The sequence below is a fragment of the Winogradskyella sp. ECml5-4 genome (assembly GCF_036903175.1).
GTDB classification, from domain to species: Bacteria; Bacteroidota; Bacteroidia; order Flavobacteriales; family Flavobacteriaceae; genus Winogradskyella; species Winogradskyella damuponensis.
The window spans coordinates 58,403-83,645 of the sequence record NZ_JAYJLF010000012.1 but is presented as its reverse complement, the minus strand read 5'-3'; the positions used below and the strand labels follow the sequence as shown (position 1 = coordinate 83,645).

At 36.2% G+C, this 25,243-nt stretch carries 10 protein-coding genes; 4 read left to right on the top strand and 6 right to left on the bottom strand.

Annotation, left to right across the window (positions count from 1 at the left end):
- Positions 1-78: 78 nt before the first annotated feature.
- The 6 genes from cysQ to VDP25_RS13665 all read right to left on the bottom strand — a co-directional run bounded on the left by cysQ (position 79) and on the right by VDP25_RS13665 (position 4,726).
- Complete coding sequence (gene cysQ / locus VDP25_RS13690; protein WP_334470696.1) at positions 79-930, bottom strand: 3'(2'),5'-bisphosphate nucleotidase CysQ; 852 nt, start codon at positions 928-930, stop codon at positions 79-81.
- Position 931: 1 nt separating this feature from the next.
- The gene (locus tag VDP25_RS13685; protein WP_334470694.1) at positions 932-1,288 is read right to left on the bottom strand and encodes a four helix bundle protein; all 357 of its coding nucleotides are present in this window, start codon (positions 1,286-1,288) and stop codon (positions 932-934) included.
- A gap of 77 nt (positions 1,289-1,365) precedes the next feature.
- A complete protein-coding gene (locus tag VDP25_RS13680; protein ID WP_334470692.1) occupies positions 1,366-2,622 on the bottom strand; it encodes a sulfate adenylyltransferase subunit 1 in 1,257 nt (418 codons plus the stop codon).
- Positions 2,623-2,796: 174 nt separating this feature from the next.
- Entirely contained in the window at positions 2,797-3,702 is a 906-nt protein-coding gene (gene cysD, locus VDP25_RS13675; RefSeq protein ID WP_334470690.1) for a sulfate adenylyltransferase subunit CysD, read from the bottom strand.
- Between the two features lie 5 nt (positions 3,703-3,707).
- The gene (gene cysC, locus VDP25_RS13670; RefSeq protein ID WP_334470688.1) at positions 3,708-4,298 is read right to left on the bottom strand and encodes an adenylyl-sulfate kinase; all 591 of its coding nucleotides are present in this window, start codon (positions 4,296-4,298) and stop codon (positions 3,708-3,710) included.
- Positions 4,295-4,726 (bottom strand): DUF2061 domain-containing protein, encoded by a 432-nt coding sequence (locus tag VDP25_RS13665; protein WP_334470686.1) that lies wholly within the window; start codon positions 4,724-4,726, stop codon positions 4,295-4,297. The genes cysC and VDP25_RS13665 overlap by 4 nt, the downstream gene beginning before the upstream one ends.
- A 1,023-nt stretch (positions 4,727-5,749) precedes the next feature.
- Between VDP25_RS13665 and VDP25_RS13660 the strand changes: the two genes are divergently transcribed.
- The 4 genes from VDP25_RS13660 (at position 5,750) to VDP25_RS13645 (ending at position 25,243) form a co-directional block, all read left to right on the top strand.
- Positions 5,750-18,052, top strand: a complete 12,303-nt coding sequence (locus tag VDP25_RS13660; RefSeq protein WP_334470684.1) for a T9SS-dependent choice-of-anchor J family protein — start codon at positions 5,750-5,752, stop codon at positions 18,050-18,052.
- A 253-nt stretch (positions 18,053-18,305) separates the two neighbouring features.
- Positions 18,306-23,618 carry a beta strand repeat-containing protein gene (locus VDP25_RS13655; protein ID WP_334470682.1) on the top strand — a complete coding sequence of 1,771 codons (5,313 nt, stop codon included), beginning with the start codon at positions 18,306-18,308 and terminating at the stop codon, positions 23,616-23,618.
- 305 nt (positions 23,619-23,923) lie between these two features.
- Entirely contained in the window at positions 23,924-24,085 is a 162-nt protein-coding gene (locus VDP25_RS13650; RefSeq protein ID WP_334470680.1) for a hypothetical protein, read from the top strand.
- Positions 24,086-24,100: 15 nt separating this feature from the next.
- Positions 24,101-25,243, top strand: a complete 1,143-nt coding sequence (locus tag VDP25_RS13645; RefSeq protein ID WP_334470678.1) for a hypothetical protein — start codon at positions 24,101-24,103, stop codon at positions 25,241-25,243.

The following is a 25,243-nucleotide window of genomic DNA, read 5'->3' as shown; positions in this document are numbered from 1 at the left end:
TGCGAGTAACATCATTAAATAGCACAAAACAAAAAGGTTACAACACCAAGTCGAGCACAATAGCCTTGTGTATCAAAATTATTTCTTCACCAAAAACCAACTATTCAAAAGCTCCGCTCTGTTATACAACATCCGCTCTTTCGTACTCCAATCTATAACCTCGAAGCCTGCATGCTCACAAATGGCCTGTCCTGCAGCTGTATCCCATTCCATAGTGGGTGCAAATCTTGGATAGCAGTCTGCTTGTCCTTCTGCCACCATACATAGTTTTAACGAACTTCCTTTAGAAATCAGGTTAACATCACCATACTTTTCTCGCATCTCAGAAACATAAGTTTCAGTTTCTGGTGACATGTGCGAACGACTTGCCACAATTGTAAACGTTTTATCTTCTCTTTCTAATGGCAACTTATTTCCTTGACCGATTAAAGCAGAAACATCATAATCTTCGAGATTTACAGACACTTTATACGCCCCGATTTCGCTAGTTGAAAAATAAAGGTCACCTAGTACTGGTACATAAATAACACCAACTATGGTTTTCTGATTTTCTACAAGTGCAATATTTACCGTAAATTCACCGTTACGCTTAATAAATTCTTTAGTCCCATCTATAGGATCTACAATCCATAGTTGGCTCCAGTCTTTACGATCTTCATAAGGTATAGATTTACCTTCTTCGGATAACACAGGAATATGTGTTGCTTTCAAATGTGACATAATCACATTGTGAGAAGCGATATCGGCTTTGGTCAAAGGAGAATCGTCCCCCTTTAGCTCCACCTCAAAATCATCAGAATGATAGATGTCGAGAATTGCTTTGCCAGCTTCTAGGGCTGCGGTGATGCTGTGATGCAGTAATTCGGTGAGGCGGTGAGGCGGTGATTCGGTGATTCGGTGATTCGTTAGATTGGAGCTTTTATTATTCATTTTACTTACTTAGTTTCTTGGTTAAACCTTGTTTTAAACGGTATAACATTTTTCTAACTGTAATGATGTTATTTTGTAATGCACCATCAAATGTTATATACCCTATTCGTTCTGCTATTACTAACTGTGTTTCTATTTCTGATAATGATCCTGATGCTATATTTAAAAATCGAATAAAGTCCTTTGTAGAACCTCTACTTGAACCCTCAGCTATATTTGAAGGCAACGAAACTGCAGCTCTTCTAAGTTGAGAAGTCAATCCAAAATTTTCAGACGAAGGAAAATCCTCGGTAAGTTTATAAATATCCTCTACTAAATTTAAACTTAATTTATAAACTTCTAAATCTTTATGCGTCATAATTAAAACATTTAAATTACAAGATAAAGATTCTCCCTATCACCACATCACCATATTACTATTTCACTGCATCACCACTAAATAATCATCCCAGCGCCAATGGTCTCATTAGTTTGTTCGTCAATAAGAATAATACTACCTGTTTGACGATTCTTTTTATACGCATCATAAAACATTGGTTTAGCTGTTCTAATAGACAAACGAGCAATTTCGTTCATTTCTACTTTATCTATATTTTCAATGCGATGTAATGTATTGATATCGATTTTATATTTTAACTCTTTTACCATACCAATAGATTCATTGGTAGTATGTTTAATTACAACCTTGGTACGTGCATGTATGGGAGTTGTACTCATCCAAGTCACTAACACCTCTATATCTTGCCCTATTTCTGGAACATTGTTTTCACGCACAATCATATCCCCACGACTGTTATCTATTTCGTCTTCTAGAGTCATAGTTACAGACATCGGAGCAAATGCTTCCGAAATTTGTTCTCCATTCAGCTCTATTGTTTTTATGGTTGACACAAAACCAGAAGGTAATGATTTCACTTTGTCACCAGGTTTAAAAACCCCACCATCAATACGACCTGCAAAACCTCTATAATCTTGATTTTCTAAAGTATGAGGACGAATTACCGATTGAATAGGAAAACGACAATCTACAAGGTTATGATCACTAGAAATATGAACCGTTTCTAAATGATACATTAATGTACTTCCTTGATACCAATCCATATTTTTAGAGCGATTAACGACATTATCTCCATTTAAAGCCGAAATAGGAATAAATTGAATATCCTTAATTCCTAATTTAGAAGAAAAAGATTTAAAATCTGAAACAATATTATTGTACGTTTCCTCACTATAATCAACCAAGTCCATTTTATTAATACATACAATAGCATGAGGAATACGTAACAATGACGCAATAAAGGCATGTCTATGCGTTTGTTCCAACATCCCTTTTCGTGCATCTATAAGAATAATGGCTAAGTTTGCAGTAGACGCACCCGTAACCATATTACGAGTATATTGTATATGACCAGGTGTATCTGCAATGATAAATTTACGTTTAGGTGTTGCAAAATAACGATATGCCACATCAATTGTAATACCCTGCTCACGTTCCGATTTTAAACCATCTGTAAGTAATGACAAATCTACATAATCAAAACCCTTAGATTTACTAGACTCCTCTACAGCATCTAATTGGTCTTGAAATATTGATTTACTATCGTACAATAAACGTCCAATTAGTGTACTTTTTCCATCATCTACACTTCCTGCTGTTGTAAAACGTAATAATTCTATATCTTGATAATCCATGTATTTATTCTCTTTTATTATTTTATACTAATCGTCACTATTTATAGTTGATATTTTTACAACCCTTTTTAAAACGCCCCTAAGAGCTAGGCTCGGTACTTTCAAAACAAAAACACATTTTGTTTCTCAGTAATCCTCAAGGGGACAATAGTCACAATTAAAACCTATTTTCTATTAAAAGTACCCTTGTTTTTTACGATCTTCCATGGCTGTTTCTGCACGTTTATCATCTGCACGTCCACCACGCTCTGTCGTTCTAGTTGTTGCAATTTCTTCAATAATCTTATCTAAATTATCTGCTTCAGATTCTACAGCTCCAGTAATTGGCATATCGCCACAAGTACGGTAACGAATGGTCATATTCACCACTTCTTCATTTTCCTTTAACTTAATAAATTCTGAATTTGCTAATATCACACCATCCCTAACCACACAATCGCGTTGGTGCGAAAAATAAAGCGATGGCAAATCAATATTCTCTAATTTAATATATTCCCATACATCCATTTCTGTCCAATTAGAAATAGGAAACACTCTAAAATGCTCTCCGTAATTTTTTCGACCATTAAATAGATTCCATAACTCTGGTCTTTGGTTTTTAGGGTCCCATTGTCCAAATTCATCTCTATGAGAAAAGAAACGTTCTTTAGCACGTGCTTTTTCTTCATCGCGTCTTGCACCACCCATTGCTGCATCTACTTTATGAGCTTCAAGTGTATCTAAAAGAGATACTATTTGAAGTGAATTACGAGATGCATCTGCACCTGTCTCTTCTTTAGCTCTACCTTTATCTATTGCCTCTTGTACTGACCCTACAATGAGTCTTACTCCTAATTTTTCAACCAAAGCATCGCGAAAAGCTATTGTTTCAGGAAAATTATGCCCTGTATCAATATGTATTAAAGGAAAAGGTATTTTTGCTGGAAAAAATGCTTTTTTAGCTAAATGTGTTAGTAAAATAGAATCTTTACCACCAGAAAATAATAATGCTGGATTTTCAAATTGCGCTGCAATCTCTCTAATCACAAAAATAGCTTCTGATTCTAATTCTTTTAAATGATTAATTACGTAATTACTCATGCTTTTTATTTTATTTTTTGAATAATAAAGTCTAAAATGGTTTGAACAGATGTTTCTACATCTTGATTATCTGTTACAATTTCTATGTCTGGGTTAGTAGGGGCCTCATAAGGCGCTGAAATACCTGTCATATTTTTAATTTCTCCTGCTCGTGCTTTTTTATACAAGCCCTTGACATCTCTTCGCTCGCACTCCTTTAATGAAGTATTAATGTATATTTCAATAAAATTATCTACTCCTACAATGTTTTTTATATTCTCTCGGTCTTCAATATAAGGCGATACAAAAGCGGCCAAAGTTACCACACCTGCCTCAACCATTAAATGACCAATTTCGGCTATTCGTCTAATATTTTCGGTACGATCTTCTGGCGCAAAACTTAAATCTTTATTAATGCCTTGCCTAACATTATCACCATCTAAAACAAACGTTGAAACCCCCTTTTTATGAAGCTCCATCTCTACTAAATTAGCTAAAGTAGATTTACCAGAACCTGACAACCCTGTAAACCATAATAATAAAGAGCGATGCCCATTTAAATTTTCACGATCTTTTTTTGTGATTTTATAATCATGTCTAACCGTATTTAAGCTCATAATTCATTAACGTTTTTCACCTGTTTTCTTTTATTCCTTTGATCCAAACCAAAATTAATTCGGTACCATAATTTCTCATGACCAAAATACAACAACATTTTCGTAACCACCTCTGCACCACCTATCTTGAGCCCCGTTAGAGGATTCCCTGAAATTACCCAACCTAAAATAATAGTATCTAAAGTACCTACTCCACGCCAAGAGAACGTTTTTAATATATGGCGTTTATTAGACGACTTTATAGTTGACTTAAACCAAACTCTTTCATGCAAATAATACAATACCATTTTAGTGACCATTTCATAAAGCCCCATTTGCATGCCTATAGAAAAATCACCAGATATAAACCAAGACAACAGCATGGTATCCAAGGTCCCTATAATACGCCAAGTAATTGTTTTAGCTAAATGTCGTTTACTGAATTTCAATATTAATGTTTTTTAAATTTCACAATAGCACATACCGTAACTCTGTAACAAAAATAAATACATCTACGCATCTAATAACAACATTTACTTTTAAAACTTCTTTCTTTTATTTTTAAATTACGCAAAAATACTCAATTACTCATTCTTACAACTAAAATTTCATCATAATTATAACTTTTAATTCCATTTAAACACACCTTTAACATCTCTCTTTAGTATATATTTTAAAAAGACAATAAAACTATAAGAATTAGGCTTTTATAACAAACCATTTGCCAATCAGGCATAATCGATAATCGCGTCAATGTTATTAAGAAACCCCTCCTTTATTACCTTTAATATATCTCACTAGAAATTTATAGTATTGACACCTCTAATTTAGAAGCAGCAAACATAATAAAATAGCATGCTACAACAAGTCTCTAGCAATGATATAGAAATAACAAAAATCTTACTACAGACATTTATGTAGGAAAATCACCTAAAAACTTTGAAAAACAAATAACTCAATAAAAATTATCTTTTAAACCACAATAAAACAGTTCTAATACTATTAATGACTAAACGCATACATTATTATAATGCGCTTTTTTTTATTGAATTTTAAAAATCTGAACCAAAGACAATAAAGACTTAAAAGCAGAAGTATTATTTTAATTAAAAACAACAAGTTTCTAAATTTTAACTCTTTATAAAAAAAAGACTACAAATAAAATATTTTCACAAACCTAAAAAAAACATGGCAAAAGACTTAAAATCAATGCTATAGCAAAAACAAACACTCTTTAAAATCACAAAATTTAAACAAGCGTTAACTATTTGTTAAAATAAAATTATTAAATGAATACTAAGTTTTAGTATATTTGACTCCCCTCATTCTTACACACTTAGCCTGAATTTTTATAAACCAACGACAAACAACGTTATTTAACGACAACGTGTATTTATTTGTGAGTTATTTAGTTTTAACTATAATTCGCTATAGATACCAAATTTGTGCTTTAACTATAATTAATTCTTTCTATGAAAAATTTTTACGCATTTTTAGTATTCCTAATAATAGGAAACTTTGGATTCGGGCAAATCACCGAAAATTTTGATACTGGATTAACCGCAGGTTATCATACAGGATCTCAAACCTTAACTAGTGGAACATGGACTTCGGTTCAAGTTTACCCTGAAGACTCTGGTAATTCTCGTGGAGCAACAGGTTCGGCAGCAAGAATTAATGATGATGAAGTTGGTGCCAGTTTAACAACTCCTACACTTACAACAGGGGCTGGTGTTGTCACATTCTACTACAGAGAATTAAATACTGGAGGCGGGACTTTTGAATTACAAACCTCAACTGATGGCATTACTTATACCACGCAAACAACACAAGCTTATTCAGGCACAACTTACACACTATTTTCATACACTTTAAATGATGCTAGTTCTAATTTAACTATTAGAATTCTGAATGATAGCCAAGCTGGACATCTTATCATTGACGATTTTGATGTTACTGCATATAGTACTCCTGTTAACAATATTACTATTGGCACTGGAACTACGAGTACAGGATCTACAACTGCAGACCCAATTCATGGCTATTACAATGCATTTAAATACCAAGTAGTTTACACAGCTGCTGAGCTAAGCACTATACTAACTCCAAATGATGAAATAACAGCATTAGGATGGTCTATTTCTGGCGACTATGGTGGTGGTAATTTATTAGGTTACACCATAAAAATGGGACATACAACAGCAACTAATTCTGCTAATCACGATACCTCCGTAACTACTGTGGTTAAAAACGCTTTTGATTACAATCCTTCCGTTACTGCTGAAGGTGTTTTTGATATGATACCATTTGACACTAATTTTGTTTGGAATGGCACAGATAACATATTAGTTGAAGTATGTTCTGATGGTCAAAACACATATTCCTCACCTTTTGGTCAAGTTAGAGGAGTTAGTATACCTAACGGCTCTAGATCATATAGAGACGACGGAGGAACTGCTTGCGGCTTTGTTACTGATGAAATTGGCGGTCATAAACCTAATATCCAGTTTAATTACATTGATGGCATTCCACCTGCTTGCCTTAATGTTAGCGGTTTAACTATAGATAGTTTTACTTATGACACAGCAGAAATAAGTTGGAGCGTTAATGGAACAGAAACAAATTGGGAAATCGCAGTACAACCTGATGGAACTGGCACTCCAGTTTCTGGTACAGCCACAACTAGTAATCCTCATACCGCAACTGGACTAACAGAACAAACGGCTTATGAAGTTTATGTAAGAGCAAATTGTCTTGGTGATGGTTATAGTGCTTGGGCAGGCCCAATAGATTTCACTACACCACCTGCTTGTCCAGATCTTACTGGTTTAACATTAGATGCAGTGACTGATACTACAGCAACTATTAGTTGGACAGCTGAGGGCACAGAAACAGATTGGGAAATTGCAGTACAGCCAAATGGCACAGGTGTTCCTGCTTCTGGTACAGGTACTACAACAAACCCGCATACAGCAACTGGTTTAGCTGTATCTACAGCTTACGAGGTATATGTGAGAGCCGACTGTAGTAGCGCAAGTAATGGCTATAGTAATTGGGTTGGACCTATAACTTTTACAACAACAGCAGCAGCTATAACGGCATTTCCTTATACTGAAAATTTTGAAGGAGGAGCTGCAGGCTGGTCTTTGGATAATACAACCAATGGTTCATGGCAATTAGGAAACCCTGCTGCAACAATAATTAACGTTGCAGATACAGGAGCCCTTGCTTGGGTAACTAACTTAACAGGTAATCATAATAGTAATGAAGAATCATACGTAATTAGTCCTCCTCTAAACTTCTCAAGTATAGTAGCACCAGCTATTGAGTTTAGTATTTGGTGGAGTGCTGAAGATGGTTCAGATGGAATGCTACTTCAATCTTCAATAGATAACGGAAGTACATGGCAAACAGTGGGAGCCAATGGCGACCCTAATAACTGGTACAATGACAATATTGGTTGGACCGGTACAGGTGCTAATGGATCTGGCGGTTGGGTTGTTGCCAAACACAACCTAACAGGTCTTGGAGGGCAAAGTAGCGTATTCTTAAGATTAGCTTTTGATTCTGACAGTAGCACTAACAACGAAGGTGTTGCTTTTGACAGTGTAAACATATTTCAACCAGCTTGTCCAGATGTAACAGCTTTATCTATAGATAGCTTTACCGATACTCAAGCTACATTTAGTTGGACCGCTGGAGATTCTGAAACGAATTGGGAGTATGTAGTACAAGCAGCAGGAACTGGAGCTCCTGTTTCTGGTACAGCAACGACAACAAACCCGCATACAGAATCAGGTTTAATAGCACAAACAGCTTACGAAGTCTATGTAAGAGCAAATTGTCTTGGTAATGGCTATAGTGATTGGGTAGGTCCCCTAAATTTCACAACAGCTTGTACTCCATTAACTGACTTTACCGAAAACTTTGATACAGTTACAGCTCCAGACTTGCCAAACTGCTGGTCTAGTATTTTAGATAATGGTGCACCTACATCAGCTTATATTCGAACCAGTACATCGGCAGACAATTCGCTTCCTAATGGTGTTCAATTATATAGTGGGTATACAGCTGTACCAGAAGCAAATATTATGTTAGTATCACCTAACTTATCAAATTTAGGCGATGGGACACATCAACTTCGCTTTTTTGCACGTAACACGACAGCTACTCAAGATCTTGAAATTGGTACCTTATCAGACCCTACAGATGGTTCTACATTTACTGTTTTAAGTACGGTAGATATTAACACCACCTTTACTGAATATGAAATTTCATTTGAAGCTTACTCTGGTACAGATTCCTACATTGGAATTAGACGATTATCGACCTCTACCTATACGAATGTATATTTAGACGATATTACTTGGGAGATAATACCACCTTGTCCAAAAGTTTCAGACATCATAGTTGATAGTGTAACAAATACAACGGCTCAAGTAAGCTGGACTCTAGGGGACACAGAAACCAACTGGGAGGTTATAATACAAGCAGAAGGTACAGCAGCACCAACAGCTGTAGATTCAGGCACTAGCACTACTACGAATCCACATACATTCTCTAGCTTAACAGGCAATACAACTTACGATGTTTATGTAAGAGCCGATTGCACGAGTAATAGTGATGGCTATAGCGAATGGGTTGGCCCAATCAATTTGACTACAGCATGTGATATAATATCTTCTTTACCATGGACAGAAGATGTAGAAAGCACTAGTACTACTATAAACTGTTGGGAGGTCATTAATAACAACTCCGATTTTGATACTTGGACCGTTAATACAAGTTCTACTTATGCTAACTCAGGATCACAATCCTTTTCAATTTACACTGACAATAATGGAGGTTCTAACGATGATTATTTAGTTTCACCTCAATTAACCCTTACTGGAAACGAAAGACTTAGATTTCAACAACGTGTACGTTCTTCTGGAGAACCAAATGACTTTACAGTACTATTATCTACAACAGGATCTGCACCAGCCGATTTTACAAATACAATTTTAGCAAATGCATCCTATAGTAACACTGCTTATCAAGAAATTATTGTAGATTTAAGTACTTATTCTGGTGATGTATTTATTGCTTTCCATATACCACCTAGTGGTTTAGATGGATGGTATTTATATATAGATGATATCACTGTAGAAGCTATTCCTTCATGTCTTCCTATCACAGGCCTTACAATTGATAGTTTTACAGACACAGAAGCAACAATTAGTTGGACTGCAGGTGATACAGAAACCGATTGGGAATACGTTATACAAGATGCAGGTTTAGGAGAGCCAGCTTCTGGCACCGCAATTGCAACCAACACATATAATGCAACTGGTTTAACTGAACAAACAGCATACGAAGTATACGTGAGAGCCAATTGTATTGCTAATGGCTATAGTTCTTGGGTAGGTCCTGTTGTTTTTACAACAACAGCAACACCAATAACAACTTATCCTTATAATGAAGACTTTGAATCTGGAGCTGGCGGATGGGCAGCAGACAACACGACTAATGGAAGCTGGGAATTAGGTGTACCATCTAATACTATTATTAATAGTGCAGACTCTGGTACCAATGCATGGGTAACCAACCTAGATGGAACGTATAATAGTAGTGAAAAATCTGCGGTAATCAGTCCTCCATTCGACTTTACATCCTTAGTTAACCCTGTTATAGAATTAAGTATATGGTGGGAATCTGAATTTAGTTGGGATGGTATGGTATTACAATCTTCTATAGATGGCGGTAGTACATGGCAGAATGTAGGAGCAAATGGAGATCCTAACAATTGGTTTAATGACAATACGATTGGAGGAAATCCTGGAGGGCAACAAATTGGTTGGACTGGTAGAGATGGTAGCGGATCAGATGCATGGCTTGTTGCCAAACATGAGCTTACAGGCCTTGGTGGAGAAAGTAATGTTTTACTAAGAGTAGCCTTTGGTTCAGATGGTTATGGCAATTACGAAGGTGTTGCTTTTGATACGGTAAACATACACGAACCAAGTTGTTTAGATGTTACAGCTATTACTATAGATAGCTTTACTGATACGGAAGCTACTTTTAGCTGGACAGCTGGTGACACTGAAACCGATTGGGAATACGTAATACAAACCGCAGGCACGGGTGAACCTGCAGGTTCTGGTACCGCAATCGCAACTACCTCACAGACTGAAACAGGTTTAATTGCAGATACAGCTTATGAAGTCTATGTAAGAGCAAATTGTCTTGGTGATGGTTTTAGCGCATGGGTTGGCCCTATAAACTTCACAACAGCATGTACACCTATTTCAACTTTTACTGAAAATTTTGATGCGGTAACTACACCAGATTTACCAGCGTGTTGGGGTAAAATTATAGATAATGGAGCGTCTAGTTTTGCTACGGTTGTTACAAGTACAAGTGCAGACAATACAGTTCCTAACGGTGTAAGCCTAACAAATTCTAACTCTGGGTCAACAGCAAATATTATGTTAGTGTCTCCTAACTTATCAAATTTAGGCGATGGCACACATTTACTTCGCTTTTTTGCACGTAACACGACAGCTACTCAAGATCTTGAAATTGGTACCTTATCAGACCCTACAGATGGGTCTACATTTACGCTGCTTAGTACGGTAGATATCAATACAACTTTTGCCGAATACGAAGTATCTTTTGCGAGTTACTCAGGAACAGATAACTATATTGCAATTCGAAGATTATCAACATCAACATATACTACGGTTTATTTAGATGATATCGTTTGGGAAGCATTACCTCCTTGTCCTAAAATAACTGATTTAACAGTTGATACTTTAGCTGAAACCACGGCAGAAATCAGTTGGACCGCTGGTTTAAGTGAAACGGACTGGGAATATGTGTTACAACCAGCAGGAACTGGTGTACCAATCACATCAGGCACAGCAACCACAACTAATCCACTTTCTTTTACTGGCTTAACAAGTAACACCGCTTACGAAGTATATGTAAGAGCAGATTGTACTAGTGCTAGTAATGGTTATAGTGAATGGGTTGGTCCTTTGACATTTACTACAGAATGTGGCGTGATATCTTCTCTACCATGGACCGAAGACGCTGAAGCTAGTAGTACCACTTTATTATGTTGGAGCATCTTAGACAATAATGCAGATTCCGACACATGGTCTTTTAACACTTCTGCAACATATGCAAATAGTGGTACACAATCGTTCCAAATGTATACGGATTATAACAGTGGATCTAATGATGATTATTTAATATCACCGCAATTAACCTTAACAGGTAACGAACAACTTAGATTTCAACAACGCGTACGTTCTTCAGGTGAACCTAATGATTTTACTGTATTATTATCAACTACAGGAACCTTAGCTGCTGATTTTACTAATACTATTTTAGCAAACGCCTCTTATAGTAATACAACGTATCAAGAAATCGTTGTTGACTTAAGTGCTTATACAGGTGACGTATATATTGCATTCCACGTACCACCAGGAGGTCTTGATGGATATTACTTATATCTCGATGATATCACTGTTGAAACTATACCAACCTGTTATGTCGTTACCGATATAACTATTGATAGTTTTACAGATACTGAAGCCACGATTAGCTGGACTACCGCTAATACTGAAACGGATTGGGAAATAGTAGTACAACCAGATGGCACAGGTATTCCTGCAAGTGCAGGTGATGCAACAACAACAAATCCACATACTGAATCTGGATTATTGGAGAAAACTGATTACGAAGTTTATGTAAGAGCTAATTGCCTTACCAATGGCTTTAGTGCCTGGGAAGGACCAGTTACTTTTACCACACTTCCATCTTGTCCTGATGTTTCTAACATAGCAATAGATAGTTTTACTGCAACTGATGCAACTATTAGTTGGACTGCAGGTGATGCTGAAACCGCTTGGGAAATTGTCGTACAAGCTGATGGATTAGGAGAACCAGCGGGATCTGGTACTGCAACAACAGCTAATCCACATACAGAAATGGGATTAACAGAACAAACAGCCTATGAAGTTTATGTACGAGCTAATTGTACAAGTACAGGTGATGGTTTTAGTGCTTGGGTAGGTCCAGTAGATTTCACTACGCTTTGTAGTCCTATTGTACCGGACTATTTTGCTGATATGTCATCAAACTTACCAGATACTTGTTGGGAACAGGCTACTGATGGTGAAGTAGCTGCAGGCCCTACTGGCTTTGGTTCCTCTGGATGGAAAAATGATGGCTCAGGTGATGATAATAATTATGGAGCCGGAATTTATAGTAATAGAATTAATATCTATGGTAATTTTACAGATATAAGAGATTGGTTAATTTCACCTACATTTGATTTATCAACTGGAGGTCCTTACCAGCTCGAATTGAATGTTGCAGTTACAAACTATAATGATGGGGATACTGATGACACCATGGGGTCTGATGACGAAGTACAACTACTAGTATCTACAGATGATGGTATAACTTGGACAAATTTAACAACTTGGAATACTGGTAATGAGCCAGATTTTACAGGCACAGAATACATTGAAGATTTAACAGCCTACACTGGCAACGTAAAGTTTGCTATTTGGGCATCAAATGGAACAGCATCAGGTCAAGATTATGATTTCCACGTTGGATCATTTATTGTAAGAACACCTCCAAGTTGTTTGGATGTTACAAGTATAAATTTAGATAGTTACACAGCGAATGATGCAACTATAAGCTGGACGGCTGGTGATACAGAAACAGATTGGGAAATTGCAGTACAACCAGCTGGCACAGGTATTCCTACAGGGGCTGGCACATCAACAAGTACTAATCCTCATACAGAAACAGGCTTGACAGGTCAAACTGCTTACGAAGTCTATGTAAGAGCCGATTGTGACATTAATGGTTATAGCTCTTGGGTTGGCCCAATTAATTTTACAACACTTTGTGATGCAGAAGCTACATTTCCATATACTGAAGATTTTGAAAATACAGGTACCATTCCAAGTTGTTGGCTAAGTTCTTCGTCTACCTCTAGAGTTTGGACCTTTGGAACATCACCAACATTCGGTAACTCTTACAGTGACCACACAACAGGAAGTGGGTATTTTGCCTATGTAGACAGCTCTACAACTCCTGTATCTACTGATGCTACACTAACCTCTCCTATGATAGATGTTAGTACACTTACAACACCAGCATTAGAGTTCTTCCAATATCACTATGCTGCTGGAACGAATTCAAATACCATTACAGTTGAAGTTTATGATGGCTCTGCATGGAATGTTGTTCACACAGATAATAATGGTGATGTAGATGATTGGGAAGAAATATATATAGATTTATCTACACTTACTATTACTGGTGACATACAAGTACGCTTTGTTGTAGATACAGCTACTAATTCTACTTATGAAAATGATATTGCTATAGATGATGTGTCAATTATAGAAGCACCAACTTGTTTAAAGCCTACAGGTTTAACACTTGACGCTTTTGATCGTGATTCTGCAACTATAAGTTGGACAGCTGGTGATACCGAAACCGATTGGGAAATTGTAGTGCAGCCAGATGGCACAGGACCTCCTGCAGCTGCTGGTGTTGCAACATCAACAAACCCTCATACAGAAACAGGTTTAACTGCAGCTACAGATTACGAGGTATATGTAAGAGCAAACTGTGGAGCAAGTGATTTAAGTACTTGGGTAGGTCCTATTACTTTTACAACGGCAAACCCTTTACCAACAGTTACAGCAACATTAAATGTTTCTAGTTGTGGTACTGCTGGATCAGACAGCTATAATGGAGCTTATGATGCTAGTACACAAAATGTAGTTTGGGCACAATTAAATTATACAGGTAGTTGCCCTTCACTTACAATAGATACTATTGGATCTGATTTTGATACAGAAATTGGTATCTATGACGAGAATGGTGTTTTCATTGGCTCAAACGACAGTGGTACAGGAGTAACACCTCAAAGCTTATTTACAGAGCTTGGGTTAGCCAATGGCACTTATTATATAGCTGCTGGTATGTTTAATGTAACTTTTGGACCTGACTTTAATGTTACATCAAGTAATACAACTCAAACAGGTACACTTTACATTAATGCTAAAGGTCAATCTACAGAAACTGCTGATTTTAATAACTTACAATGGCCAATCAATGGTACTATTAATGAGGGTGATACTTATAATGTATACTCAAGAATTTATGAAGCAGGAGTAACCGACTTAGGTAGTCCTGGTGCTAATATTGAAGCATGGATAGGCTATAGCACTACAGATGCTACTACTACTGCAGATTTTACATCTGGTTGGACATGGGTACCAGCAACGTTTCACTCTGACGAAGGGAATGACGATGAGTTTGAAGCTGAAATTGGATCTTCATTATTGCCTGGCGTATATTATTATGCAAGTCGTTTTGCTGTAGATGGTGGACCTTTCACTTATGGTGGTATTAATACAACTAATCCTTCAGGAGGTGGAAACACATGGGATGGCACTCCAACTGCTGCCTCAGGTCAACTTACAGTAAATTCTTTATCTATACCAACCACAATAGCTACATTTAATATTGACGGTTGTGCAGATTCAGACACTGTTAGTACAGCTTACGATTCAGGCTCAGCTACAGATGTTGTTTGGGTAGAATTAATATATGACGGTAATTGTACCGAAATTACAGTAGATACTTTAACTAGTAGTTTTGATACAGAAATGGCCCTATATGACACATTTGGAAATGTAATTGCCACTAATGATGATTTCGTTGGCTTACTAAGCCTTATTACTGAAGAAGGATTGCCAGCAGGTACCTATTACATAGGTGCAGCACATTATACTGTTTCTTTTGGTGCTAACTTTAGTGCACCTGTATCAAACACAACACAAACAGGTACTATTGTAATTAACGCAAGCACGCCAAACTTTATAGATTACTGTAACTTACAGTATCCAAATAGTGGAACTATAGCTGTCGGAGGAAACTATGATGTATATGCACAGGTCTTAGAAGTAGGAAGAACAGAAGCTGCTGGACAAGCTGCTGATATTGATGCGTGGATTGGTTATAGCACTACTGACGCTACTGACATCAGTGATTTTGCTTCTGGTTGGACTTGGATACCTTCAACGTATAATACAGATGCTGGTGACAATGATGAATATGTTACTGAGATAGGTTCTGGTTTAGCAATTGGAACTTACTATTACGTAAGTCGCTTCTCTGTTGACGGTGGAGATTTCTCTTATGGTGGTATTACTCCGGGCAGTTCTGGTGGTGATATCTGGGATGGTGTAAACTATGTTTCAGGACAATTAACTGTAACGCCAAAACCAGAGCCAACAAATCATGTTTTAGCATTTACTGCTGTAGCAAATTCTGATTCTCAAATTACATTAACATGGGATGATAATAATGGTGCACAACCAGCAGATGGATTTGTTATTGTAGGTAAAACGGGATCAGGTGTTTTCACTACCATTGTAGATGGTACTGATCCAGCAAATGACATCGACTGGTCTGATGACGAATTTGAATTTAAAAGAGCACCTGGCTTACAGACTTATACTGTAGTAGGATTAGACGCAAGTACGCTATATGAATTTGAAATTTACCCATACACTAATGCTGGTGTAATAATAGATTTTAAAACTGATGGAACCATTCCTTCTACTAGTGCAACTACAAATGCAGATCCTTGTTTAATAGCAGTAAACACATTCCCTTTTGAAGAAGGATTTGAGTCTGGAATATTACCAAGTTGTTGGTCTCAAGAATTTGAGGCAGGAGCCGTAAACTGGACTTACACTAATGGTGGACAGAGTGGTGGTTCAATAACAATGCCACATACCGGATCGTTTAATGCAAACTTCTATGATGCATCTAGTTCTTCAGTGGTTAAATTAGTATCACCAAAATTAGACTTAACAGGTATTGTAAATCCTACACTAACATTTTGGCATGCACAGCAAGTTCGAGCTGGCGGTCAAGATGAGTTAAGAGTATATTACAAAACTTCTGCAGCAGGATCTTGGACTCTAATACCGGAATTAACTTATACAAATAGTATAAGTACATGGACCCAAGGCACTATAGCTCTACCTAACCCTAGTGCAGAATACTATATTGCATTTGAGGGAACAGGTGATAACGGTTATGGAGCTTTATTAGATGACGTTAGAATTGAAGAAATAATAACAGAAACTTATACTTATAACGGTTCTTGGTCTCCAAGTGATCCTAACGGTATCTCTACAGTACATGACCATATCGTTGTTACTTCTGGTAATGCTATTATTTCATCTAATACCTCTATTAAAACTGCAACTGTAAATCCAGGCGCGTCTTTAACCATTAATACGGGTACTACATTAACTGTTATTGATGATGTAACTTTAGAGTCTACGTCAAATAGTTATTCTAGCCTCATGTATGACGGAACTATAGCCGGAACCATAAAGTATGAGCGTTATGTTAATTCTAATAGTGGAGGTAATGATCTAATTTCAGCACCTCTTGCAGGAGAAACTTGGGCTAACTTCTTAGCTTCTGATACTAATGCTGCTGATTTATTAGATAATGGACTAACGAGTCCAACAACATATGCTTTTGCACCTTTCGATAAAGGAGCGGATGCTTATGTAAACTATACCGATGCAACTTCTGCAACTTTAACTAGCGGTACTGGCTATAGAGCTGCTACCGACAGCGGAACAACTCTAACATTTACTGGTACTGTACCAACATCTACAGTTCCTGTAAATATTGAGGATACTGGAGCAAATCACCCAGATTGGAACCTTATTGGTAATCCATATCCTTCATACATAGGTTCATTTACTTTACTGTTTTATGACCTTGGTTCAGGAGTTTTCAACTACAGCCTTTTAGAAAATGCTTCTGGTATATATGGTTACGATGGTGATGTTGATGGTTTTAGCGGTTATAACGTTATTACTTTAGCAAGTGGTAATGTGGCAATTGCACCAGGACAAGGTTTCTTAGTCGCTGCTAATGATGCTTTTGTTGCTGGCTATGATTGGACTTTTTCACCATCAATGAGAATGAGTTCTGGTGGTGATGATTTTATTGTAGGTAGAAATACAGATGACGCATTAACTTACTTTAAGTTAAGCACAAGTACTTCTGGTAAGGATTTTACAACACAATTCTATTTTAACGAAAATGCAACTCAGGAATTAGATCATGGTTACGATGGAAAACTGTTAGATAACTTCTCCCCTAGTTTTGCATTATACTCACAACTCGTAGAAGGTAATTCTGATATGAAAATGGCTTTACAAGCATTAAATCCTTCTGATATGATGGATGTCGTAATTCCTTTAGGTGTTAATGCTAATTCTGGTGAACAATTAACGTTTACAATCTCAGAATTTGCTTTACCTAGCACTACAGAAGTCTATTTAGATGACACCTTGTTAAATACATCAACATTATTAAATACATCTGATTATGTAATTACGCCAAGCACCAACTTAAATGGTACTGGTCGTTTTTACTTACGTGTATCGGATAATGCATTATCTATAAATGATGAAGATTTTAACAGTATTAAGATTTATACTAAGAAATCACCTAGATCAATATTTATTCAAGGTATCATTAACGATGGAGCTACTGCAAAAATTCATGATATCCAAGGTCGTTTAGTTTATAGCACAGATTTAGAAAGCAATAACTTACTAAATGAAATAGACGCAACAGATCTTCAAGATGGTGTTTATGTAGTAACATTAACCGATGGTTCTAAACAAAAATCACAAAAAGTGATTATTAGATAAACGTTTAATTTACTTTAAAAGTTAATTATTAAAAGCGCATCCATTAGGATGCGTTTTTTGTTTTTAAAATAGTTAACTAATTACTCTTATAGTGGTAAAACCCAAAAGTGACTGTACTATAAAAACGGTGTCTAAATAAATACAATTAACACTTTGTTAATGTCAAAATTAAAATAGACAATTAAGTTTTTGTACCTTTGCGACCTCATTTTTTAAACAATTAAAATCAGATTGTTATAGAATATAATACACTATGAAAAAAATTTACACTCTTTTATTTGCCCTGATGATGACCAGTCTTGGATTTTCTCAAGGCACTGAAACCTTTAGTGATCTACCCTCAAATGGAACTTATTTAAGTAGAACATGGACAGGAGATGATGGCTCTACATGGACAGCCACAAACTCTCGCACGGATCAAGATATTGATGGTAGGGCCATTACTATGAATGATGACAAATCAAATACATACGTACAATCTGGAACGATTAGTGGTGGTATTGGAGATATTACAATTACTACTCAAAGAAAATATAGTGGAGGATCTGGAAGTTTAGATGTTTTAATAAATGGTTCAAGCGTAGGAACTATTCCTTATAGCGGATCAGCTGTAGCTACAACAATTTCAGGAATAAACATATCTGGAGACATCGTCATTAGAATAGACAATAATATAGGAGGATCAAATGGTGGTGGTGCAGACCGAGTTGCAGTAGACAATATTACATGGACGGCTGCTGGCCCAACTTGTACAGCACCTACAACTCAAGCGTCGTTATATAACACAACAGCTTTAGGTACGACATCTGCAACCTTAAACTGGACGTATGGAGATGGTGAAGAAGTATTGGTTGTAGTAAAAGAAGGCTCAGCTGTTGATACAGATCCTACAAGTGGAACTGATTACACAGGTAATACTGTTTTTGGTTCGGGAGACGAACTAGGCACAGGTAATTATGTGGTACACTCTGAATCTGCTACGAGCTCAGTAAGCATTACTGGCTTAACTGAAGCAACTACTTATCATGTTGCTGTTTATGAATATAATACTACTGACACCTGTTATTTAACACCTGCCTTAACTGGTAGTTTTACAACAGAATGTTCTACACCTTCTGAAGTCAATACATTTACAGCTACAGCAGGTAACGAAGAAGTAGATTTAACATGGTCTAATGGTAGTTGTTATGATGAAATTTTAGTCATAGCTAAAGAAACATCTGCAGTAACGGTTACACCAACAGGTGATGGTTCTGCTTATACCGCAAATACAGCGTTTGGATCTGGTTCAGATGTAGGAAGTAGCGAATTCGTTGTTTATAAAGGTACTGGAACTTCCGCAACAGTAACAGGCTTAACCAACGGAAACACTTACCATTTTTCAGTATTTACAAGAAAAGCTACATCTTGGAGTGCAGCAGTTGTAGATGATGCGACATTAGATTGTACTGCTCCAGCAATACAAGCTTCTACATTTACAACTTTATCACCTACCACAACAGATGTTTCTATTGAATTTACAAGAGGTGGTGGTGACGATGTTTTAGTCGTAATGAAGGAAGGTTCTGCTGTTGATACTGACCCGACAAGTGGAATAAGCTATAATGCAAACAGTATATTTAATGGTGCTGGAGCAAGCGAAATAGGAACAGGTAATTATGTTGTATTTAATGGTAATAATGGAACTTCAAACCCTGGCACTGGTGGATCTAGCTTAAGCATCTCAGTTTCTGGCTTAAACCCAAACACTACATATCATTTAGCTATTTATGAATATAACACTACAAATACCTGTTATAATTTAATTGAATTCACTGGCGACTTTACAACAGTTTGTTCTACACCTTCAGATGTAACTGCATTTACTGCAACTGCAAGCACTACTGACGTTGATTTAAGTTGGACTAATGGTAGTTGCTATGATGACATATTAGTGGTTGCAAAAGAAGTTTCAGCCGTATCCGTGACACCTACAGGTGATGGTACTGCTTATATTGCAGATGCTGCTTTTGGTTCTGGTACAGATTTAGGAACTGGTGAATATGCTGTATATAAAGGTTCTGGTACTTCGGTAACCATAACTGGTTTAAATTTTGGTACAACGTATCATTTTAAAGTTTTTGCTCGTAAAGATACGACATGGAGTTCAGGCGTTACAGATAATGCTACACCTAATTATTGTGATCCAAATCCATCTAGTGTTGATGGAACTGGAATCACAAATGTAAACATAGGAACTATTAATAATAGTACTGGTGTCGAATCTGGAAATTATGGAGATTACTCAGCACAATCAACCGATGTAATTCAAGGTCAAACTGTCGCTTGTGATATCACTTTTACTACAGGTTATGCTTATAATACTAAAATCTGGATCGATTACAATAATGATGGAGACTTTGACGATCTAGATGAAGAGGTGTATTCAGGAATGTCTGCTAGTGAAAGCACAACAACTTTGAACGCAAGCTTTACTGTGCCTTTAACAGCAACGTTGGGACAACACAGATTGAGAATTGGGAGTAGTGAAGGTGAAGGATTTGGGGGAACTGTAATACCATGTTATACAGGCCCATATGGTGCTTACGAAGATTACACTATAAATATTTTAGTAGGGAATGATAACGACACAGAAGTCTACGATCCAACATCTCAAGTAGCAGCAACAACTATTACTGCTGCTAGCAGCACTACAAGTGGTACTGCATTTGATGCTTTTGGATTTGAAGTAGGAGATCAAGGAACTACCGATGGGGAACCAACAAACATTACTACGATGCGTTTTGTTCCAGGGCCAAATAATACAGCCGATTGGACAGACCATATACAAGGTGTTACGTTATCAGACGAAAACGCTGTGTCTTATGCACCAACCACAAGTATTACTGATACCGAAATTGTATTGACTTTTGGAAGTCCGATTGCAGTTGCAGATGGTACATCTTTAAAGTTTTTATTAGGCTTATACTTAAATGAGACCGCTATTGTAGATGGCAGTGTTATACAATTACAAATAAATGAAAGCGCTAGTGGATTTGCAACCGATATTATGGGTTCTGGTTTTGCTGATCCATTCTTATTAGGAGACGTTGTTGGTAATGATATAACTATAAATGTATATGCGACAGAACTTATGTTTTCAGAACAAGCGTCAGACACAGAATTAAATGCAGCAATGAGTCCTGCTGTAACGGTTTCTGGTGTAGATGCCAATGGTAACTTAGATACAGATTATAATTTAGATGTAGACATTACGTCGACAGGAACATTATCCGGATCGCCAGTAACTGCAACTGCTGTAAGCGGTATAGCAACTTTTTCTACGCTAACTCATACGATAGTTGGTTCTGGTTTAGTATTAACTGCAGATGACGGTGCATTAGCAACGGTTGATAGCTCGTCTTTTGATATTACTGAGCCTATAGTTGGAGCTGCAGATTTATTTTTCTCGGAATATGTTGAAGGAAATACTGGAAACAATAAATACTTAGAAATATACAATGGCACTGGTACTACAATTACATTGACCGATTATTCAGTTGAAATGTATTCCAATGGTAGCTCATCTGCTAGCCAAACTGAAGATTTTACTGTTGGTTTCCCAACAACGCTTGCTAGTGGTGATGTTATTGTTTTACGAGCGCAAAATACATCAGAATTCAATGGAACGGCTTATGATTCTGGTGTCTGTTTTTTTAATGGAGATGATACTGTTGTGCTTAAAAAGCACGGTATTATTATAGACATTATTGGTAATATTGGCTGTGACCCAGGAAGTGGCTTTAACGCTACTGGAGGTAACAGCACATTAAATCAATCCCTTATCAGAAATACAGATGTTTGTGAAGGAGTATCAATAGACCCTTCTGGCTGTGGCTCAACAAGTTTTACAACTCTAGCTACAGAATGGACTAGCCTAGGTACAGATGTATTTTCTAACCTTGGTTCTCACTCAGCGATGTGCGGTCCTACAACCTACACCTACACTGGAACTTGGTCTCCAAGCAACCCTAATGGTGTAGCTACTGCTAATGATAATATCGTAATTACTTCAGGAGCTGCTATAATTGACACCAACACTACTGCTAATTCTGTAACAGTAAGCCCTGGCGCTAGCCTTACAGTTAATTCTAGTGTTACTTTAACGGTTAATTCAACAGAAGGACTGTTGTTAAATTCAACCTCAACAAGCTATTCAAGTTTAATACTTGATGGAACCATTGCAGGAACAGTAAAATATAACCGTTACGTTAATTATAACGATTCAGTAAATGGTAATGATTTAATAAGTGCACCTCTATCAGGACAAGCTTTTAATACGTTTATTGCTAACAATCCAAATATTAGAGCGAACCCTTCTGGACCAGAAGTGTTATTTGGTGGGTTTGACAACAATAGTAGTACTGATCCTTTCGAACTTTGGAATGATACTGACACTACTCCATTAACTGCTGGTAAAGGTTATCGTTCTGGTATTACAGAAGGTCAAGCAAGTAATCTTGTAACATTTGAAGGAACAGTAAACACAAGTTTAGTTCAAATTCCAATAAACCAAGGTTCAGAAAGTACATTGAACTTAATAGGAAATCCTTTTCCATCTTATTTAGATGCTCAAGAATTTTTATCGCATAATTCTGGTCTATTAGATCCTAGTGCCGCTGTAATCTATGGATATAATGATAGTACAGACGGAACATCTGCTGATGATTACACCATAATAAGTGCTTTGTTAAACACGAGTATGAATATTGCACCAGGGCAGGCATTTTTCGTATCTTCAAATACTACAGGTGGTAATATCGAATTTACGACTAGTGGCTCTGATATGCGTTTGGCTACAGGAGGGGATGATTTTATTGCAGGAAGGAATTCTTCAGTAATATCTAACTTAAAATTAAACCTTAGCAATACTAACGCTAACTTCATCACTGATATTTTCTTTACACAATATTCAACTCAAGGTTTAGATCCAGGATATGATGCCAGCTTATTAGGAGGTGTTGCACCTGCATTTGCTTTGTATTCTCATTTAGTAGAAGATAATACAGATGTTCCTCTTGCAGTTCAAGCTCTTGGCAAAACAGATTATATGGATATTACAATTCCTTTAGGAGTTAATGCAAACCAAGGTGAACAGATAATATTTAGTATTAATGAGACTAACTTAGCTAATACAGTAGAAGTTTATCTTGAAGATAATGTCACTAATACATCTACACTATTGAATACAAGTGATTATACACTTACTCCAAATGTTGATCTTAATGGAACCGGTCGTTTTTACTTACGTGTAACTGATAATTCACTTTCTATATCTGATAATAGTTTAGACAATTTAAATATCTATAACAATCAAAAAGATAAGACTGTAGTTATTTCTGGTCAGTTAGCAGAAACAACAACTGCTAAATTATATGACATACAAGGAAGAACTGTAAGCACGTCACTTTTACAAAACTTAAATAGCCTACAAACCATTGATGTTAGTGGTTTAAAAGCGGGTGTTTACGTGGTACAATTAGTTAATGGAACTCAAAACAAAACTCAGAAAATCATTATACGTTAAATTGTAATATTGATTTTTGTATATATTGCAAATATTACACACAAAATATGTTGGTGTAATATTTGCAATTTATCATAATATTGATTTTATTTACTTGAAATAAAATCTTTTACACAATAATTAGGTAAATTAGAATACAGAAGTGTGTTTACATTAATTTTGAAGTCTAACATTTTAGATGTAATTTAACAGAAAACATTACTGTTTTACAAAGAAAATTTGATTTTAATGTAAACCTTTTCGTATTTTACTTTAATAAATAAAATATTTTACTATTTTTGAACACAAAATTTAGGGCAAAAGCCATGAAAAAAGACAACAACTCAGATAAAATCACTCGTAAAGAAGCCATTCAGAAAATGGGTAAGTATGCTGCATTAACAGCAGTAGGAACATTTGTGATTTTAAACCCACTTAAAGCACAATCATCATCACCACCAGATGCAGGAGGTGATCCATTCGATTAATTTTCGATTTTTATTTTGAATACCAACTTAGCACCTACATATAAAAAAATGTTTGGTGATCATTGGATTTTATGGTACACCATATCCAATAGTTATAGTATTATTGAACCAGAATTTAAATTACTTTTAGACTCTTATTTAGAATCTAATTCAACAATCGATTTTTCCGCTACGATTTCAGATAGCATTGACGTTTCAAATGATCTCACCTACAATATTTCTGAAACGTTATTTAATTATCTCAAGGACTGTAATAGACCTTATTCGCCCCCAATAATTCCTTTAATCCCCTTAGATAAATCTTATAGAAACATATCTAAGCAATATAATTTTGAAGGAAAAACAATTCAGATATATTACAATTCAGAACTGGTATTAAAAACAGTTCATCCTGCCTTGGCATATTGCTGTATAAAATCTAGTGATGTAGCATTAGCTACATTTGATATCTATTTAAAAGATGAGGATTTATATTTATTTAAAAATGAATGTTTAATTTCTCGGGTTTCTAAGCATGACTACCATCTGATTCAAGGTAAATTTATAATGCAATTGCTCTGTACTTTACACGATAAACAGGAGAGTGATTGGATTGGTACATTTCACGGATCTACTATAACAGATGGCAATTCGTCCATTCTTTTTATCGGAGAATCTGGAAAAGGAAAAAGCACCCTGTGTGCACTATTAGCTGCAAATGGTTTTGATTTACTCGCAGATGATGTATCTCCCATGCTTTCTAAAGACAAACATATATATTATAACCCTTTAGCTATATCTATAAAAAAAGGGGCTTTTAATGTCCTTGAACCAATTGTAAGTAATTTTGATAGCTTGCCTTTAGTAAAATTTAATAAAACTAAAGGAGATTTAAAATATATACCTTGTGAAAAGCCAAAAAATAACCACTACCCTTGTCATGCAATTATTTTAGTGAATTATAAACCTAAGGCTGGCACAAGTCTAGAAAAAGTATCTGTTAAAACCATTCTAGAAACTATAATTCCAGAGTCTTGGTTGTCCCCTAACCCAAAACATGCAAAACAATTTTTAGATTGGCTTACAGATATAGACATGTATCAACTAACCTATAGCAATACCAAGAGTGTAACTACTGAAATTTCAAAATTATTTAAACAACTTAATAAAAAGCTTTAA

Coding starts and splice junctions, on each gene's coding strand:
- cysD (WP_334470690.1), bottom strand. CDS start 3,702: ATGAGTAATTACGTAATTAATCATTTAAAAGAATTAGAATCAGAAGCT.
- cysC (WP_334470688.1), bottom strand. CDS start 4,298: ATGAGCTTAAATACGGTTAGACATGATTATAAAATCACAAAAAAAGAT.
- VDP25_RS13650 (WP_334470680.1), top strand. CDS start 23,924: ATGAAAAAAGACAACAACTCAGATAAAATCACTCGTAAAGAAGCCATT.
- VDP25_RS13685 (WP_334470694.1), bottom strand. CDS start 1,288: ATGACGCATAAAGATTTAGAAGTTTATAAATTAAGTTTAAATTTAGTA.
- cysQ (WP_334470696.1), bottom strand. CDS start 930: ATGAATAATAAAAGCTCCAATCTAACGAATCACCGAATCACCGAATCA.
- VDP25_RS13655 (WP_334470682.1), top strand. CDS start 18,306: ATGAAAAAAATTTACACTCTTTTATTTGCCCTGATGATGACCAGTCTT.
- VDP25_RS13660 (WP_334470684.1), top strand. CDS start 5,750: ATGAAAAATTTTTACGCATTTTTAGTATTCCTAATAATAGGAAACTTT.
- VDP25_RS13680 (WP_334470692.1), bottom strand. CDS start 2,622: ATGGATTATCAAGATATAGAATTATTACGTTTTACAACAGCAGGAAGT.